The following is a 15,415-nucleotide window of genomic DNA, read 5'->3' on the forward strand; positions in this document are numbered from 1 at the left end:
TCAGCGCGCGAGGTGGACTGCATCAAGTGCGTGCTCCTCCGCCTCGGGGCACACGCCACCAGGGCGGGTGCCATTTGTGTTTCCTGAGAGTTCCAGCCAGATGACGCTGAGCCGGAGAGGTGGTCGCCCATACGCAGCCACCAGAGCTCGAACACATACGACATAATCCGACCAGACTCGAACATGGCACCCAGCTCCGTACCGAACGGGAGGGGACGACCCATGAGGTCCATCGGAACGCAGCAAATGTTCGCCCTGCAGCGCCGGGAGAGGCTGATGGACCAGCTTCGGTTGCACGGGGCCGTTCGCGTACGCGATCTCGCCCGGGAGCTGTCGGTCAGCGAGCTGACCATCCGGCGGGACATCGCCGCCCTCGCCGATCGCGGTCTGCTGACCCGGGTGCACGGCGGGGCCACGCTGCCGTCGGCGCTGGAGCAGGAGCCGGTGCGCCGACGACGGCTCAAGACGCCCGCGTTCACGCTCGGGATGGTGGTCCCCTCGCTGGATTTCTACTGGCCGCAGATCGTCAGCGGCGCCCGTAACGCCGCGGCCGCGCACGGTGTGAACATGCAGCTGCGCGGCTCCAGTTACGACCGGGCGGAGGACTGCAGGCAAATCGTCCGGCTGACTGAATCGGGCCAGGTGCAGGGGTTGCTGCTGGCGCCGAACCTGGACGGCCCTGACCCGCGCGAGACGAACGAAATGATCGACTGGATCAGCAAGTTGCCCATCCCCGTCGTCTTCGTGGAGCGCAAGACACCCGAGTGGACCCCGACGCCGCACCAGCTGGAATGGGTGCGCAGCGACCACGCGCTCGGCCTGGAGATGGCGGTCCGGCACCTGCATGCGCTCGGCCACCGCAACCTCGGGCTCGTCCTGTCCAAGGGCAGCCCCACGTCGGCTCACCTCGCCGTCGGCTGGCACCGCGTCTGCGGCGAGCTCGGCCTCCCCGACGACTTCCTGATACGTGAGAGCATCGCGCTCAGCATGCCCGGGCACCGAGGGATCATCAGCGACATCCTCGATGGCTGCCGCCGCTCACGCACCACCGCACTCATCGTCCACAGCGATCCCGATGCCATCTCGCTGCTCCAGTACCTGACGGAGCGAGGGATCCGCGTTCCCGACGACATGGCGCTCGTCAGCTACGACGACGAGGTCGCCCACCTCGCCGATCCGGCCATCACGGCGGTGCGGCCGCCGAAGGCGCTGGTGGGCCGTATGGCCGTGGAGATGCTGGTGGCACGCCTCCTCGAGGGCAGCCGTCGGCCCGTCGAACGGGCCCTTATCCTCCCGGAGCTGATGATCCGGGCCTCGTCGCTGCCGGGCTCGCCGAACCCGCTGCCCGGCAACGCGAAGCGGTCGGCGCCGCGCCGCTCGCTGCCAGGACAGCGTTGATTTCGGCGGGACGGAGCTCATCGACTCGCGGCTGACGATCAGCCGAGGCGAACGTCGACCACCCGGATCGGCGACGGTGTGGTGCCGGTCGAGCGCTTCTGGTACTGGAACGACAGGACGCCGTCCACCGCCACTCTGGACGTGTCGACGTTGACCTCGCCGAACGCGTTCATCGACGGCCGGTCGAAGACCAGGGTCCAGTCCTTCCAGCCTTCGGTCTTGCTCGCCGAGACGATCCGGCCGCGCGGCATCACCAGGTAGGCGTTGTCGTTGCGGTCGAAGACCGGTTTTGTGCGCTGCGTGCTGCCCGGTGGGACCGGGACCTCGCGTTTGGTCCAGGTGCCGTTCGCGTTGCGCACGACGTGGAAGGTGCGGCCGTACCGGGTGCGCTGCTGTGCGTAGTTCGAGACGCACTGGGTGAACCTGCCCGGCACGTAGCTGATCACGACGTGGGGTGTGCCGGCGGAGTCCGCGCCTTGGCCCTCCTGGTTCATCAGGCCGTGGTTCGGGTCCAGGGGGTCGGCGATCAGGCCCGGCGAGTTGACCGAGATCCGGGTGCCGCCGGTGGTCCCGACGACCGTGCCCGCGCCATTGCGCCAGGTCCGGCCCCGGTCGTCGCTGTAGACGTAACCGGTGTCGTGGTTGCTCAGACCGCCGGGGCTGCACAGCACCCTGGTGTTGCCCTCGCGCCAGGTGAACGCCGCGTGCAGCCGCCCGCGCCGGTCGTAGGTGAGACCGTGCAGGTACATGTTTCGCGTCGTGGAGACGACACCGTTGGGCCCGGTGTAGTTCCCGGTCGCGGACGACCCCCCGCCCAGCTTCCGCCAGCTGCCGCCCGTGTACTCGGCCAGCTCGTTCACGCCGTTGCCCGACCCGCCGGTCCGGTAGCTGAACTGCAGCGCGCCCTCGGGCGTCACGACGAACTGCGGGTACGTCATGTTCCCCAGCTCGACGCCCCCAAGAGTCCGCTGCACCGTGCCGAACACCGATGGCGACCACTGGTGTGAGCCGGGCCGGGTGGCGAGCCCCGCCACCGACTTCGTGTAGTACAGCCGGGTGTTGTGGGTGTCCATCGCGACGTGCAGGGTGCCGTCCTGTGGCGAGATGCCGATCGAGATCACGTTGTGCGAATCGTTGACGCTCAGCCGGTGCGGCAGCACGGCCTTCTCCCAGCCGCCCCCGCTCAGCGCACGCCGCGCGATCACGGCGTTGCGGCTGGAGGTGTACCAGGCCGCGTACTGGTACCCGTTGTAGGTGACCAGCGCGTCCTGGAACGCGTTGTTGTTGACCAGCCCGTCGTACGACACGAAGTACAGCGCGGACTGGTCCAGCACGGTATCCGCCAGAAAGGTCACACTCGGCCCCGCCTGTGCGACGGTCGGCTGGGGCTGCAGTTGAGGCTGGAGCACGGAGGCGGCGAGCACCATCGCCGCCACTACGCTCTTCACCGGACCACCCCGTCCACCTGGATCGTCTGTACGGCGCCGGCCGCGAACGGCACGCGTACGAGCTTGCCGCTCACCGTGAGGTCCTGGCGCCGGGTGTACCGGTCACCGGATCCCGAGGTCAGCGTCGACCAGCGGGTGGCCGTGCCGTTCGGCACCGTACCGAACGCCGAGAGATTGAAGGTCAGGGTCTGCGCGGCACCGTTGTTCGCGGCAACGATCACCAGGCGCTGCGCGGCCGGGTCGTGCGCCGCCACCGCGTAATTCACGCCCGTGTTGATGATCCGCATACCGGGCCGGATGTGCCGGGTGAACTGCGCCAGGACGTACAGCTTCGTCTCCACGGCCCCGGCCTGCCCCGAGCTGCCGTCGTAGCGGATCGCGCCCCAGCCGGCCGTCGGGTCCATCACCTGCCAGTAGCACCAGGCCGTCGGCTTGAGCCAGCGGAAGTCCATCAGCAGGCAGCGGGCCGTCATCATGCCGGTGCCGTTGTTGTCACCGTGCTCGGAGTTCCACAGGATCTTGCCCGACGCGCGTACGTCGTTGCCCAGCAGGTCACGGCGGCCGCTGAGGCCCTGGTAGCCGTGCACGTTGACCTGGCGCACTCGGCCCTTGGTGGCCGAGTCGAAGCTGTTCCAGGTGGTGCGGGCGAGGTCGTAGCTCGTCTCGTCGGATGCCGCGACCGCCACCCCGTCCAGGCCCAGCCGGTCCAGCTCGGTGCGCAGGTGGGCGATGACGCTGCGCTGCGTCGTCGCGTCGATGTGGCAGCCCTCCTGCTTGCCGTCGGCCTTCCACCAGTTCGACGACGGCTCGTTGAACGGCTCCACCGTCCGGAAGTTCACGCCCCACTGATCACGGGCGCGGCGGGCGGTGGCGGCCAGGTGCAGTGCGTGCTGACGGTGATTCCACGACTGGAGGTTGTTGCCGCCGTCGGCCGCGCCGGACGGGTTGTGGTTGTTGCACATCCACCACATCGGCGAGTTGGCGAACAGCTCGCTCATCGCGCCTCGCTGGGTCGCCTTGACCAGCATCGCGCGCTGCTTGGCGTCGGCGCTCCAGTTCCACGCCGAGGATGCCGGATCCTCGTTGCGCCAGTCCTGCCAGAAACCCTCGATCTGCTTGAACCGCGGGACGTTGGGCGACACGACCATGCGCGCGCCGCCGACGTCGTTCCAGCTGCACGCGCCGAGGTTGTAGCGGACGATGTTCATGCCGAGGCCGGGCAGCGAGGCGCCGTTGTAGCTCACCGTCTTGGTGGAGAAGAACAGGTCGGCGAAGTCATCCCGGTCGCCGAACACATTGGCCCACCATGCGAGGGAGGTGCCCCAGCCTTCCCAGGCGCCCTGGTCGGCGGCGGGATTGATGCCCACGGTGGCGTCGGCCCGCGCCACGCCCGTGCCGAGGGCTCCGGCCACGAGCGTTCCGCCGGCGGCGGTGAGCAGGGTCCGGCGGTTGATTCTTGCCGGTATGTCCATGGCGCTCTCCTCGTGAAGTGATGAGGACACTTCAATGCATGGCGTAGCCCCGGTCCAGGAGACGAACTCAAACAATCAAACTCGAACGGAAACGACCGACGTAGGCAAGGCGCGTGCTAAGCGCCTGCGACAAGGTCGACCAGCGTGGTGATCAGGGCTTCCTCGCCGACCCCGGCGGGCTGGTGTCCGAAGAATCGGACCGACAGGTGGTAGCCGGTGAGCGCGAAGGTGATGACCGCCGCGAGGGCCTCCGCGTCACGCGCCGGGATCGCCCCGGCTGCCATCAAGCCGGCCAGCCGCTGCGAACGGATGCTGACGTTACGGGCGACCAAGAGCTCGTCGAGATGGTCGACCGAGGCTCCGAGATGGTCGCGCTCGCGTGCGACGAGCTCCATGAGCGGGTGGAGTCGCCGCAGATTGCCGAGCCGGCGCTCGAACTCGACCGCGAGCGCGGCCCGCACGTCGCCTCCGGTCTCCTCGGGCTCGGGGCCGGTCTGCCGCTCGGCGTTGGCGCGGTCGACCTCGCGGTCGACGACCGCCTGGAGCACCTCCCCCTTGGACCGGAAGTGCCGATAGAAGCTGCCGCTCCCGGCCGACAGGCCGGCCGACGCCTCGATCTGCGTCACCGTCGTCCCGGCGAATCCCTCCCGCAGGAAGAGATCCCACGCCGCGTCAAGGATCCTCGTCCGCGTAGGCACTGGCATAGGTGCGATTGTAAGGACAAGAGGAGGGCCGCCCTCGGGCCGGGGCCTGGGCTCTTCGTGCGATGCAAGAAGATTCTTGCGCCGGCACCGTCGGACTGCCAAGCTGCCGAATATGACTACCCGTCACTTACGCATGCTCGCGGGATCAATCACCCTGGCGTGCCTGCTGATTCAGGTGCACGCACAGCCGGTCGGGGCCACGGACAAGAACACGTCCTCGGCCGCTGCCGCAGGCCGGCAGCCGCTGCTGGACTTCGATCCGAACAAGGGCACCCTCGACGGCTCACCGGTCGACCACCTGCCCGACCACATCCGGCTGCTGGACATCCAGTTGCCGAACGACGGCGCACCGCAACGGGCCGACTGGTCTCCCGATGGCAAGCGCCTCGCCTTCCTCGACGCTCCGATCGGTGACCTTTGGGAGCACGACCTGGCGACCGGCGCGAGCCGCAATCTGACCAGGTCGACCGCGCTCCACGGGGGAGTGCTACGGGCGCACCACCTGACCAACGGCGACATCGTCATGTGCGCGGTGGATGAGCGCAGCGCCGAGGACCCCGAGGGTGACCGCTTCCGCGGCGAACTATGGGTGCTCCAGCGGCCCTTGGGTACACGCGGCCCGGCCCGTCTCGGCGAGAGTTGCTGGGAGGGCGTCGCGGTGTCCAAGCAACCTGGTTCCACCCGCATCGCATGGAACCAGTCGACCATTGACTTCACCAGCCCGGACGTGATCGTCGACGCCCTGTTCGGCAAGTCGAAGATTCTGACGGGCCGGATCGTCTACCGCAACGGTATGCCAGAGATCGCCGACCGGCGGGTTGCCCTCGACAAGCGCGATGTCTCCCTGGCCACGCCGGCCGTCGAGGCTCAGGACTTCCGGTCCCTGCCCGATGGCGACGCCGACCCGGACGACGAACTGATCTTCTCCGCCTACTTCCACAAGGGCGGACAGGCCATGGGCGTCAACCTCAGCACCGGCAGCGTCAGGGATTACGCGCCGACCTCGCTGTTCTACGAGGAAGCCGAAGGCACGGACCCGGCCGGCCGCTACACGATGGTCGAGCGAGACCTCGCCTTCGTCCTGTTCCCCGGCATGGTCGACATCTGGCGCCTCTCGCTGGACGGCTCCGGGACGTTCGAGCGGATGACCACGTTCAACCACTACAAGGGCTTCGGGGCCAACAATCCCGTCGTATCGCCCGACGGCACGCGCATGGCCTTCGGTCTGAAAATCGAGGGCGGCGCGGAGGGCGAGGGCGACGGCATCCTCCTGATGGACCTCCCCAGGTGAGTTGGTTCGTCCCGACGGCCGACGGCGGCCGTCGGGACGGCCTTGCCGGCTCCTGTACGGGCGGGTTGCCCCCGGGCTGCGCCACTGAATCGTTTATAGCGGTGGCTGCTGAGTGCGTTGGAGTCCGCGGCCTCGCGGTCGCAGTCGCACGGAAGCGGGCAAGGGCTCAGCGCGTCCCCGATCGCCACCGAGGAGCATGAGTTAAAGCGTTTGCGTGGTCGCTGGAACTTGGGACCGGATCGCCGCGCGATCATCACCTGGGCCGACAACGAAGACGACCGTACCGCTTGACACGGTCACGTCACCGGCAGTAGTAAACGTTTCAACACGTCTTGGACAACGGCGCCAATGCCCGAGCACTCCCATCACTCTCCCGGTCGGCGCCGCACTCCGCGGCGAAGATCGCCCCTCACCACACCGGCGGGCTGGGCCGTGCCGACGAAAACATGACCGACGGTGATCACCTGCCCTGTCCCTGCACCGGAGGATCTATGAAACGTTCCATCAAGATCTCGACGGCGGTCAGGCAACCCGCTGTGGGAACCGCGAAGTTCGTCACCCGTGCCCTCCTGGTCTCGGTGGTCACGGCGAGTTCCGTCGTCATGGCCCCCGGCTCGGCGTCCGCGAGCGCCGCGGCGGCCGGAAGCACCTACTACGTCGCCCCGAACGGAAACGACGGCGCAGCGGGTACGCAGGCCGCTCCGTGGCGGTCGATCGCCCGTGCGCAGGCTGTTGCCAAGGCGGGTGACACGGTCTACTTCCGGGGCGGTACCTACGCCTACACCCGCGCGAACAGCGCCTGTTCGAGCCAGAGCGCGAGAGTCGACGCGATCACCCTGAACAAGAGTGGCAGCTCGGGCAACCCGATCCGGTACTGGGCCTATCCGGGCGAGAAGCCGGTCTTCGACTTCTCGCGGATGACGGACAACTGCCGCATCAAGGGCTTCAACGTCACCGGCAGCTGGATCTACCTCAAAGGACTGGAAGTCAAGGGCGTTCCGCAGAACAACAACCGGAACGCCGAGTCCTGGGGCATCTGGATCTCCGGCAGCAACGGCGTCTTCGAGCAGATCAACACCCACCACCACATGGGCACCGGCCTGTTCATCAACGGCGGGGCAGGCAACCTCGTCCTCAACTCGGACTCGCACGACAACTACGATCTGCGCAGCAACGATGGGCCGGGCGAGAACGCCGACGGGTTCGGTGCGCATTACACGCCGGCCGGCCGCGCCGCGAACGTCTTCCGGGGTTGCCGCGCGTGGTGGAACGCCGATGACGGGTTCGACCTCATCTCCACCTACTCGCCCGTGACCATCGAGAACTCGTGGGCCTGGCGCAACGGCTACGTGCCGGGGACCACGACGCCCTCCGGCAACGGAGCCGGCTTCAAGTCCGGCGGCTACGGGGGCGACTACGAAGCGAACGCGCCGAAGCACACCGTCCGCTCCTCGGTGGCATTCCTCAACAAGGCGGCCGGCTTCTACGCCAACCACCACCCGGTGGCCAACGACTTCTTCAACAACACCGGCTACGGAAACCACCCCAACTTCAGTATGAGGGGAGTCAACTCGAGCGGCGCCGCCGTCGGCCGGGGCAACCTGCGCAACAACATCGGCTACACCGGAACGCCGACGTCGTACATGACCGGCACGAACGCCGCGTACAACACCTGGAACCTCGGTGTCCCCCTGTCGGACTCCCAGTTCCAGAGCGTGTCGACGTCCGGCTGGGACGCGCCCCGCCAGACCGACGGAAGCCTGCCGCTGCTGCCCCACCTCCGGCTCGCAGCGAACAGTGCCCTGATCGACAGGGGCACCAATGTGGGACTGCCCTTCAGCGGAAGTGCGCCGGATCTCGGCGCCTTTGAGAATGATGGAAGGTGACATCTTGAGGCACAGATCGCGTGCTGTCTCGAAGTACTGGAAGTGGGCCGCCGCCGCGGTGTTATCCATGGCGCTGGCGGCCCCGGTGTCGGCGAGTACCGCTGCGGCGGAGGAACCGGTAAAGGAAAGACTGACGGCGCAGGCGCCGGAAAAGGAGGTCCAGGACCGGCGTGCCGCTGCCGCACCGGCGAAGGAGCGCGGCCTGAAGCACATCGTGTCCGAGTACCACACCCGGACTCCGTCGAAGTACACGGCCCGCTCCTGGAAGCCCTTCGCCAAGGCGTTGCGGACCGCGGCCGCGGTAGCCGACGACACATCTGCCGGCAAGTCGGAAGTCGCCGACGCGAAGACAGCCCTGATGACCGCCGCCGGCGATCTGAAGGCCGCTGACGAAGGCACGTTCCAGACCATCACGAACAACACCTTCTGGAACGACACCGACGGCAACCCGATCTATTCGCAGGGCGGCGGCGTCTTCAAGTTCGGCGACACCTACTACTGGTACGGCGTGCACTACCGGGGCGCCGAGCTCTACCGGGCCAATCCGACGAGGAAGTACGACGGCGACGTCAGCTTCGTGTCGATCCCCGTGTACTCGTCCAAGGACCTGGTGAACTGGAAGTTCGAGAACCGGGTCGCGACGCGCTCCACCGGCGTGGGCAGCGGCGCCAACCTGGGTGGTGCGGGCTGGGTCGGGCGGCTCGGTGTCTCGTACAACGAGAACACCGGCAAATACGTGCTGGCCACGCAGATGTGGCACACCGGCAGAGGCGGGCACGGCGTCCTGCTGCTGCAGGGCGACTCGCCCACCGACACCTTCGACTACGGCTACTTCCAGACCCAGATCACCAACTCGCCCACGACCGGAACCGGGGATCAGACCGTCTTCACCGACGACAACGGCAAGGACTACCTGATCTTCTCCAACCGCGAAGGACGCTCGCGCGGCTTCGTGGCCAAGTTCCGGGAGTCCGACTCGCTGCGCATCGAGCCAGGCGTGGAGATCCGCCGCGGCTCCGGCCGCGAGGGCAACGCCATGTTCAAGCTCGACGGCAAGTACTACCACGCGGCGTCGGACCTGCACGGCTGGAACACCTCGGTCAACTACGTCAATGAGTCGACCAGCAGCAACGTTCAGGGCTCGTACAGCGGCGAGTACGTCCTTGCCGGCACCGAGATGGACTACAGCCACGTGACCCAGACCGGGTTCTTCGTGACGGTCAACGGCACCAAGCAGAACACGGTGATCTACGCCGGTGACCGCTGGGCCGATTTCGCCTGGAACGGCATCGGGTACAACCAGTGGGTGCCGATCACCAAGACCGGCGCGCGGCCGCAGTTCCACTCGGTGAGCCAGTGGCAGTTCAACGCCACGACCGGCGAGTGGCGTGCCGGGCCGGCGAACAACTACATCCTCAACCCGGACATCCAGGCTGACCGCATCATCGTCTCCAGTGTGCGCGGATGGCGGAACCTCGGCGGTTCGGTGACCAACGTCAACGGTGGTGTGAACGGGTCTCGCTTCGCCCTCCAGGTGAGCAACAGCGGCGGCGTCGAGCAGCGGATCGCGTCGGTGCCCGCGGGCACCTACACCCTGTCCCTGCACGCTCGGGGCAGCGCCGGACAGGTCGTGATCACCGGCGCCAACGGCAGCCAACGCACCCTCGGCATCCCGTCGTCGAGTGGCTGGGCCAAGCGCGAGCTCACCGGCATCGCGCTGCCCAGCGGGGCCGCCACCGTCACCGTGCGGGCGTCCGGTTCCGGCGGCGTCATCGTCGACCAGCTCTCACTCGTCAAGACATCCGGCGACACACCACCGCCGCCGGGGGTCCGCTACGAGGTGGAGACCGCCCCGGCGGAGTGCCAGGGCACGATCGACTCGGATCACTCCGGCTTCTCCGGCAGCGGGTTCTGCAACGGCGCCAATGCCGCGGGCTCGTACGCGCAGTTCACCGTGAACTCGGAGACCGCCCGCACAGCGACGGTGGGGATCCGGTTCGCCAACGCCGCCAGTGCCGGGGCGAGGCCGGCGAACCTCGTCGTCAACGGCACCACGGTGGGACCCGTTTCCTTCGAGACCACCGGCGCGTGGTCGAACTGGTCGACCAAGACCGCAACCGTCCCGCTGAACGCCGGCAGCAACACCATCTGGCTGGATCCGACCACGGCAGCCGGACTACCCAACATCGACTGCCTCGATGTCGCTGCCCCGGCTGCCTGACCCGCTGCACGCTCTGCCGGTCTCCTCTCCGACCGGCAGAGCGTGCGGCACCGCGTGCCTCGGACCACGACACCGTCACATGGTCAGGAGAAGGAATGAGCAGCAAGCGTCCGGCCCGCGTCATCGCAGGCACGACGACGTTGGTCACCGTGGCGTCCGCGACGTTACTCATGGCGCCCACGCCGGCGAATGCGATCTACGGAAGCGCGGACATCAAGCCGATCGAAAGCAATATCGCCGCCAAGGACTGGGCCTCGGCGACGGCCAGCAGCGGCTCGTCACAGGCCGGGCTGGCCATCGACGGCGACCCGACGACGTCCTGGCACCCCGATCGCGCCGGCGCCCGGGAATGGCTCACTGTCGACCTCGGGGGCGGGTACGACAACCTGCGCAAGGTCAAGGTCATCTTCCCGGACCGTGGCGTGGCCTACCCGTACGTGGTGGAGGCTTCATCCGACGGCCGCCGGTGGAAGACCATCGCCGACCGGTCCCGTAACCGAGCCGTGGCGCGCGGGGAAGTGCACCTGTTCACCCGGCCGGGAACGCGCTTCGTCCGGCTGATGTTCACCGGTGGGCAGGGGAGTGCCCGGGCCGGGGTCAGCGAGCTCCAGGTCTTCAACTACCTGCGCGACGACCTCACCCTCGGCGCCGATCTGTCCTGGGTGGACGACGTCCAGGACCGGCAGTACTGGGTCAATCCCCTGGCCGAGGACCGCGGCGCCGGCCCACACCTGCTCGACGTGGCCAAGGACCGTGGCATGCAGTACGCCCGGCTGCGGATATTCAACGAACCGCGCAGCGAGAGCACCGGTCAACCGACTCCGATACCGCGCCAGGGTCCGGAGCGCTCACTGACCTCAGCCAAGTGGATCAAGCAGCGGGACATGGGCCTGGGCATCGACTTCCACTACGCGGACTCATGGGCCGACCCGAGCAAGCAGCCGAAACCACGCCGCTGGGCCGAGCTGGAGTTCGCGGACCTGTCCAAGGCCGTGTACGACTACACCGCCGACTACCTGAAGCGACTGAAGCGGCAGGGCACCACGCCGGAAAAGGTGGCCGTCGGCAACGAGATCATCAACGGTTTCATGTACGGCAGCGAGGCGGCCCACATCGGAACCACGAATCCGCCGTACTTCGTCGACCAGGCCGATATCTACCAGTCGAAACCCGGCGGTGGCCTGCTCTGGAAGTACTGGCGGTCAACCGACCCGGCGGAGCGACAGCTCTACGACCAGGCGTGGGACCGGTTCACCACCCTGGCCGTGTCCGGGATCAAGGCCGTCCGTGACGCGTCACCGAAGTCCAAGGTCGAGATCCACGCGATCGTCGGCAAAGACAAGCTCGCCAAAACCATGGAGTTCTGGCACCAGTTCCTCACCCGGGTGAAGGCAAAAGGCCAGAACCCCGATGTGCTGGCCATCTCGTACTACCCAGAGTGGCATGGCACGCCCGAGGCGCTGGATCACAATCTCAACACCATCGCCACCACCTACCCCGACTACGAAGTCGACGTCGCCGAAACCGCCTACCCCGCCTCGGGCGGTGAGGGCTCGCCGTTGCCCAACTCACCGTTCCCGCGCACGATTCAGGGTCAGGCGGACGCCATCCGGAGGGTGTTCCAGGCCGCCAACGACGTGGTCGACAACCGAGGTTCAGGTGTGCTGGTGTGGGAGCCGGCCGGCTACCAGCCGATGTTCCGGGCCGTGCCCGGACTGGCGAACACGTGGGAGCCGCACGCGTCCATCAACGTCTTCAACGCCAGCCGCGCCAAGCACATCCTCCAGGACACCCTCTACACCGCCACCACGGTGGGAGCCGCCCCGAAGCTGCCCTCCTCCATCCGCATGCTCACCACCGCCAACGACACGATCACCGGCGTCCCCGTCCGCTGGAAGCCGCTGCCGCCCGGCGCGACCGACAAGCCGGGTGAGGTGACGGTCACCGGCACGACGCGCACAGGACCGGTCACGGCGGTCATCGACGTCGTCCCCAAAGCGGCGAACAGGTCTTGAGCGCCCCGTCTCCCCGTACCCAAGGAGCCATCCATGACCATGCAAAGACGCACATTCCTGCGCATCAGCGCCGTCGGGGCGACGGGCGTGGGTCTGTCACTGCTCGGCACGGGACCGGCGCCGGCCGCCGTCAGCCCGCTGGGCACGGCGCCGACCACGCCGTTCGCGGTCGGCGTACGCCGGTACAACTGGACCCGCGGCAGCCGTCCGTGCACCACCTACGTCTACTACCCCGCCACCGGCACCCCGGGCGGCAACCCGGTGACGAACGCCCCGGTCGCGGACGGTGTCTTCCCCGTCTACAACTACACCCACGGCTTTGGCAGCAGCCCGCAGAACTCGCTGTTCTTCATCCGGCCGCTGGCCGCCGCAGGCTTCATCGTCCCCGCCCCGCACTTCAGCTACAACGGCGCCGGCGAAGTCAGGAGTGGCGAGCCGTCGAAGGACGTCTCCGCAATCATCACGCAGACCCTCGCCCTCAATTCGAGCGGACCGCTGGCCGGGCACATCAACACCGACATCGGCGTGGGCGTCTCGGGCCACTCCCTGGGCGGCATGACCACCCACGGCCTGCTGACCGCCTGGCCCGACAGCCGGATCGTCTCGGCCAACCCGCAGTCGTGCGAGGACATGGGCACCCCCGCCACCTCGATCACGGCCAAGGTCGTGTTCGTCCACGGCGACCGCGACAACCTCACGCGCTACGACTCGGCCCGCCAGGCGTACAACGAGATGGCCTGGCCCAAGGCGTTCCTCACCTTCGTCGGCGGCAGCCACACCAGCTTCTGGAGCGACCAGCGCTTCCCCAGGACCGTCGTCGACTGGGCCCGCTGGACCATGTACGACGACACCGCCGCACGCGACCGCCTCCCCGCCGACGCGGCCGGATCCAACACCAGGTGGGAAGCCCAGCTGGGCGGCGACACCCCCGGCGGCCCGGCCGTCTACAGCCTGGTGGCCCAGCACAGCGGCAAGGCCGCCGACATCTACGAGGCCTCCACCGCCGCCGGCGCCCGGCTCGTCCAGTACACCCCCAACAGCCGCCCCAACCAGCGGTTCGAGTTCGTCGCCGCCGGCGACGGCCACGTCCGCGTCAAGGCACTGCACAGCGGCCTGTTCCTCCAGCCCACTGGCACCACGAACGGCGCGGACATCGCTCAGCAGACCGACTCCGGCGCCACCGGCCAGCAGTGGCGCGTGGTCGACCACGGCGGTGACGTGATCAGTCTCGTCAACCGGGAGTCCGGCCTGGCCATGGACGTCTGGGAGTACTCCACCGCCAACAGCGCTCGCATCACCCAGTACACCTACACCGGCAACGCCAACCAGCGCTTCACCCGTCGCCGCGTCTGACGTGTGGTGGGGCGGGGCCGATGATCCGGCACCGCCCCACTCCACGCTTCTGGAGGTCGATCATGCTTTTAGCCAGACGGCGCGGAGCGCTGCTCACTGCCGTACTTGCCGCAATACTGGCCGGCGTCGGCCACATAGTCAGCCCCGCGGTGGCGTCCGCCGCGGCCCCTCGGTACGAGGCGGAAACCGCGCCGGCCACATGCGATGGGCTGATCGAGTCGAACCACGACGGTTACTCCGGCACCGGATTCTGCAACGGCGACAACGAGGTCGGCGCGGCCGCGCAGTTCACGGTGAGCGCGACTGAGGAAGGTTCGGCGACGCTGGCGATCCGGTACGCCAACGGCTCCTCCACGGCACGCCCCGCCGCCGTGATGGTGAACGGCGTCACCGTGCTGTCGACGTCATTCGAGCCCACCGGCGGATGGAACAGCTGGACCACGAAAGCCTCGGCCGTGCGGCTGAATCCAGGCAGCAACACGATCCGGCTCAGTCCGACCAGCGCCGGCGGTCTGCCCAATGTGGACTACCTCGACGTCGAGACCGGCACATCGCCCGAGCCGCCCGGCCGGCCGCCGCAGTGCTCCGGCGGCGCGCCCATCGTCTGCCACTTCGACGTCGCTCCCGGCAACTACACCGTCACCGCATGGATCGGCGACGGCGCCGCAGCGGGCAACACCTCGATGTCGGTGGAGGCCCGCCGCCGCGTCCTGCCCGCGGTCGACACCGCGGCCGGCACGATCAGCCAGCACACCTTCACCATCAACGTCCGGCAGCCGGAGGGCCAGCCGACGGGCCAAGGCGGGACGGGCAGGCCCGGACTGGACATCACCTTCGCCGGAAAGGCGCCGCAGCTGTCCGGCCTGACGGTGCAGGCGGCGACCGACCCCCTGGTGGTGTACCTGGCGGGGGACTCCACGACATGTGACCAGATGCTCGCTCCGTGGACCGGCTGGGGGCAGATCCTGCCCACGCATGTGACGGCGGGCGCGGCCATCGCCAACTACGGGGACTCCGGCGAGAGTTCGGGGAGCTTCCTGCGCAACTCGGCGCTGTTCCCCACCATGAAGCCGCTGATCAAGAGGGGCGACCTGGTACTCATCCAGTTCGGACACAACGACAAGTCCACGTCGGCATCGGCGTTCCGCAGCAACCTCACCACCATGATCAACCAGGTGCGGGAAAGGGGCGCCAACCCCGTTCTCGTCACGCCACCGGTACGGCGGCACTTCGACGGCAACCGGCTCACTCCCACCGCGCGACATGTCAACGGCGTGGGCGTCGACCTGCCGGCGGAGACGCACAGGGTCGGCTCCCAGCTCAACGTGCCGGTGATCGACCTGACCGCCAAGAGCAAGGAACTGGTGGAGTCGCTGGGTCCGAACGCCTCCGCCAGGCTCTACCTGCGCGAAGAGGAGGACGGATACAAGGACAACACCCACTTCTCCGAGTACGGCGCCGGAAGGATGGCGGACCTGGTCGTCGAGGGGGTCCGCGAACACAACCTGTCCCTGGTCAGCTATCTGCAACCCAGGAGGGTTCCATGAGACAGCCTTTCCACGCACCGGCCGCACTGAGACGTCCGTTACGCCGCCGCACGATATTCGTTCTCGTCGGCGCACTGATC

10 protein-coding genes are annotated in these 15,415 nt (G+C 67.9%); 7 read left to right on the top strand and 3 right to left on the bottom strand.

Annotated elements, in window-relative coordinates:
- Positions 1–222 precede the first annotated feature (222 nt).
- Positions 223–1,398 (top strand): substrate-binding domain-containing protein, encoded by a 1,176-nt coding sequence (locus tag C1J00_RS00795; protein WP_102907095.1) that lies wholly within the window; start codon positions 223–225, stop codon positions 1,396–1,398.
- 38 nt (positions 1,399–1,436) lie between these two features.
- Here C1J00_RS00795 and C1J00_RS00800 read toward each other — a convergent pair whose 3' ends face one another.
- The 3 genes from C1J00_RS00800 to C1J00_RS00810 all read right to left on the bottom strand — a co-directional run bounded on the left by C1J00_RS00800 (position 1,437) and on the right by C1J00_RS00810 (position 5,022).
- Positions 1,437–2,825 (bottom strand): BNR repeat-containing protein, encoded by a 1,389-nt coding sequence (locus C1J00_RS00800; protein WP_102907126.1) that lies wholly within the window; start codon positions 2,823–2,825, stop codon positions 1,437–1,439.
- 17 nt (positions 2,826–2,842) lie between these two features.
- Positions 2,843–4,318 (bottom strand): glycoside hydrolase, encoded by a 1,476-nt coding sequence (locus tag C1J00_RS00805; RefSeq protein ID WP_102907096.1) that lies wholly within the window; start codon positions 4,316–4,318, stop codon positions 2,843–2,845.
- A gap of 116 nt (positions 4,319–4,434) precedes the next feature.
- On the bottom strand, positions 4,435–5,022 hold the full coding sequence (locus tag C1J00_RS00810; RefSeq protein ID WP_095755887.1) for a TetR/AcrR family transcriptional regulator: 588 nt from the start codon (positions 5,020–5,022) through the stop codon (positions 4,435–4,437).
- 112 nt (positions 5,023–5,134) lie between these two features.
- On the opposite strand from C1J00_RS00810, the gene C1J00_RS00815 reads away from it, so the two are divergent.
- From C1J00_RS00815 to C1J00_RS45820, 6 genes are all read left to right on the top strand, one after another.
- Complete coding sequence (locus C1J00_RS00815) at positions 5,135–6,313, top strand: TolB-like translocation protein (RefSeq protein ID WP_107501863.1); 1,179 nt, start codon at positions 5,135–5,137, stop codon at positions 6,311–6,313.
- Between the two features lie 491 nt (positions 6,314–6,804).
- The gene (locus tag C1J00_RS00820; RefSeq protein WP_245936128.1) at positions 6,805–8,199 is read left to right on the top strand and encodes a right-handed parallel beta-helix repeat-containing protein; all 1,395 of its coding nucleotides are present in this window, start codon (positions 6,805–6,807) and stop codon (positions 8,197–8,199) included.
- Positions 8,186–10,420 carry a family 43 glycosylhydrolase gene (locus C1J00_RS47805; protein ID WP_342751636.1) on the top strand — a complete coding sequence of 745 codons (2,235 nt, stop codon included), beginning with the start codon at positions 8,186–8,188 and terminating at the stop codon, positions 10,418–10,420. The genes C1J00_RS00820 and C1J00_RS47805 overlap by 14 nt, the downstream gene beginning before the upstream one ends.
- A gap of 95 nt (positions 10,421–10,515) precedes the next feature.
- Positions 10,516–12,435: a glycosyl hydrolase 53 family protein gene (locus C1J00_RS00830; protein WP_102907099.1), complete on the top strand. Its 1,920-nt coding sequence runs from the start codon at positions 10,516–10,518 to the stop codon at positions 12,433–12,435.
- A gap of 33 nt (positions 12,436–12,468) precedes the next feature.
- Positions 12,469–13,788 carry an RICIN domain-containing protein gene (locus C1J00_RS00835; RefSeq protein ID WP_102907100.1) on the top strand — a complete coding sequence of 440 codons (1,320 nt, stop codon included), beginning with the start codon at positions 12,469–12,471 and terminating at the stop codon, positions 13,786–13,788.
- Positions 13,789–13,850: 62 nt separating this feature from the next.
- On the top strand, positions 13,851–15,335 hold the full coding sequence (locus C1J00_RS45820; RefSeq protein WP_245936129.1) for a GDSL-type esterase/lipase family protein: 1,485 nt from the start codon (positions 13,851–13,853) through the stop codon (positions 15,333–15,335).
- Positions 15,336–15,415 lie beyond the last annotated feature (80 nt).

The sequence above is a fragment of the Streptomyces cahuitamycinicus genome, from assembly GCF_002891435.1.
Classification (GTDB): domain Bacteria; phylum Actinomycetota; class Actinomycetes; order Streptomycetales; family Streptomycetaceae; genus Streptomyces; species Streptomyces cahuitamycinicus.

Coding starts and splice junctions, on each gene's coding strand:
- C1J00_RS00805 (WP_102907096.1), bottom strand. CDS start 4,318: ATGGACATACCGGCAAGAATCAACCGCCGGACCCTGCTCACCGCCGCC.
- C1J00_RS00820 (WP_245936128.1), top strand. CDS start 6,805: ATGAAACGTTCCATCAAGATCTCGACGGCGGTCAGGCAACCCGCTGTG.
- C1J00_RS00810 (WP_095755887.1), bottom strand. CDS start 5,022: ATGCCAGTGCCTACGCGGACGAGGATCCTTGACGCGGCGTGGGATCTC.
- C1J00_RS47805 (WP_342751636.1), top strand. CDS start 8,186: ATGATGGAAGGTGACATCTTGAGGCACAGATCGCGTGCTGTCTCGAAG.
- C1J00_RS00835 (WP_102907100.1), top strand. CDS start 12,469: ATGACCATGCAAAGACGCACATTCCTGCGCATCAGCGCCGTCGGGGCG.
- C1J00_RS00800 (WP_102907126.1), bottom strand. CDS start 2,825: ATGGTGCTCGCCGCCTCCGTGCTCCAGCCTCAACTGCAGCCCCAGCCG.
- C1J00_RS00815 (WP_107501863.1), top strand. CDS start 5,135: ATGACTACCCGTCACTTACGCATGCTCGCGGGATCAATCACCCTGGCG.
- C1J00_RS00795 (WP_102907095.1), top strand. CDS start 223: ATGAGGTCCATCGGAACGCAGCAAATGTTCGCCCTGCAGCGCCGGGAG.
- C1J00_RS00830 (WP_102907099.1), top strand. CDS start 10,516: ATGAGCAGCAAGCGTCCGGCCCGCGTCATCGCAGGCACGACGACGTTG.
- C1J00_RS45820 (WP_245936129.1), top strand. CDS start 13,851: ATGCTTTTAGCCAGACGGCGCGGAGCGCTGCTCACTGCCGTACTTGCC.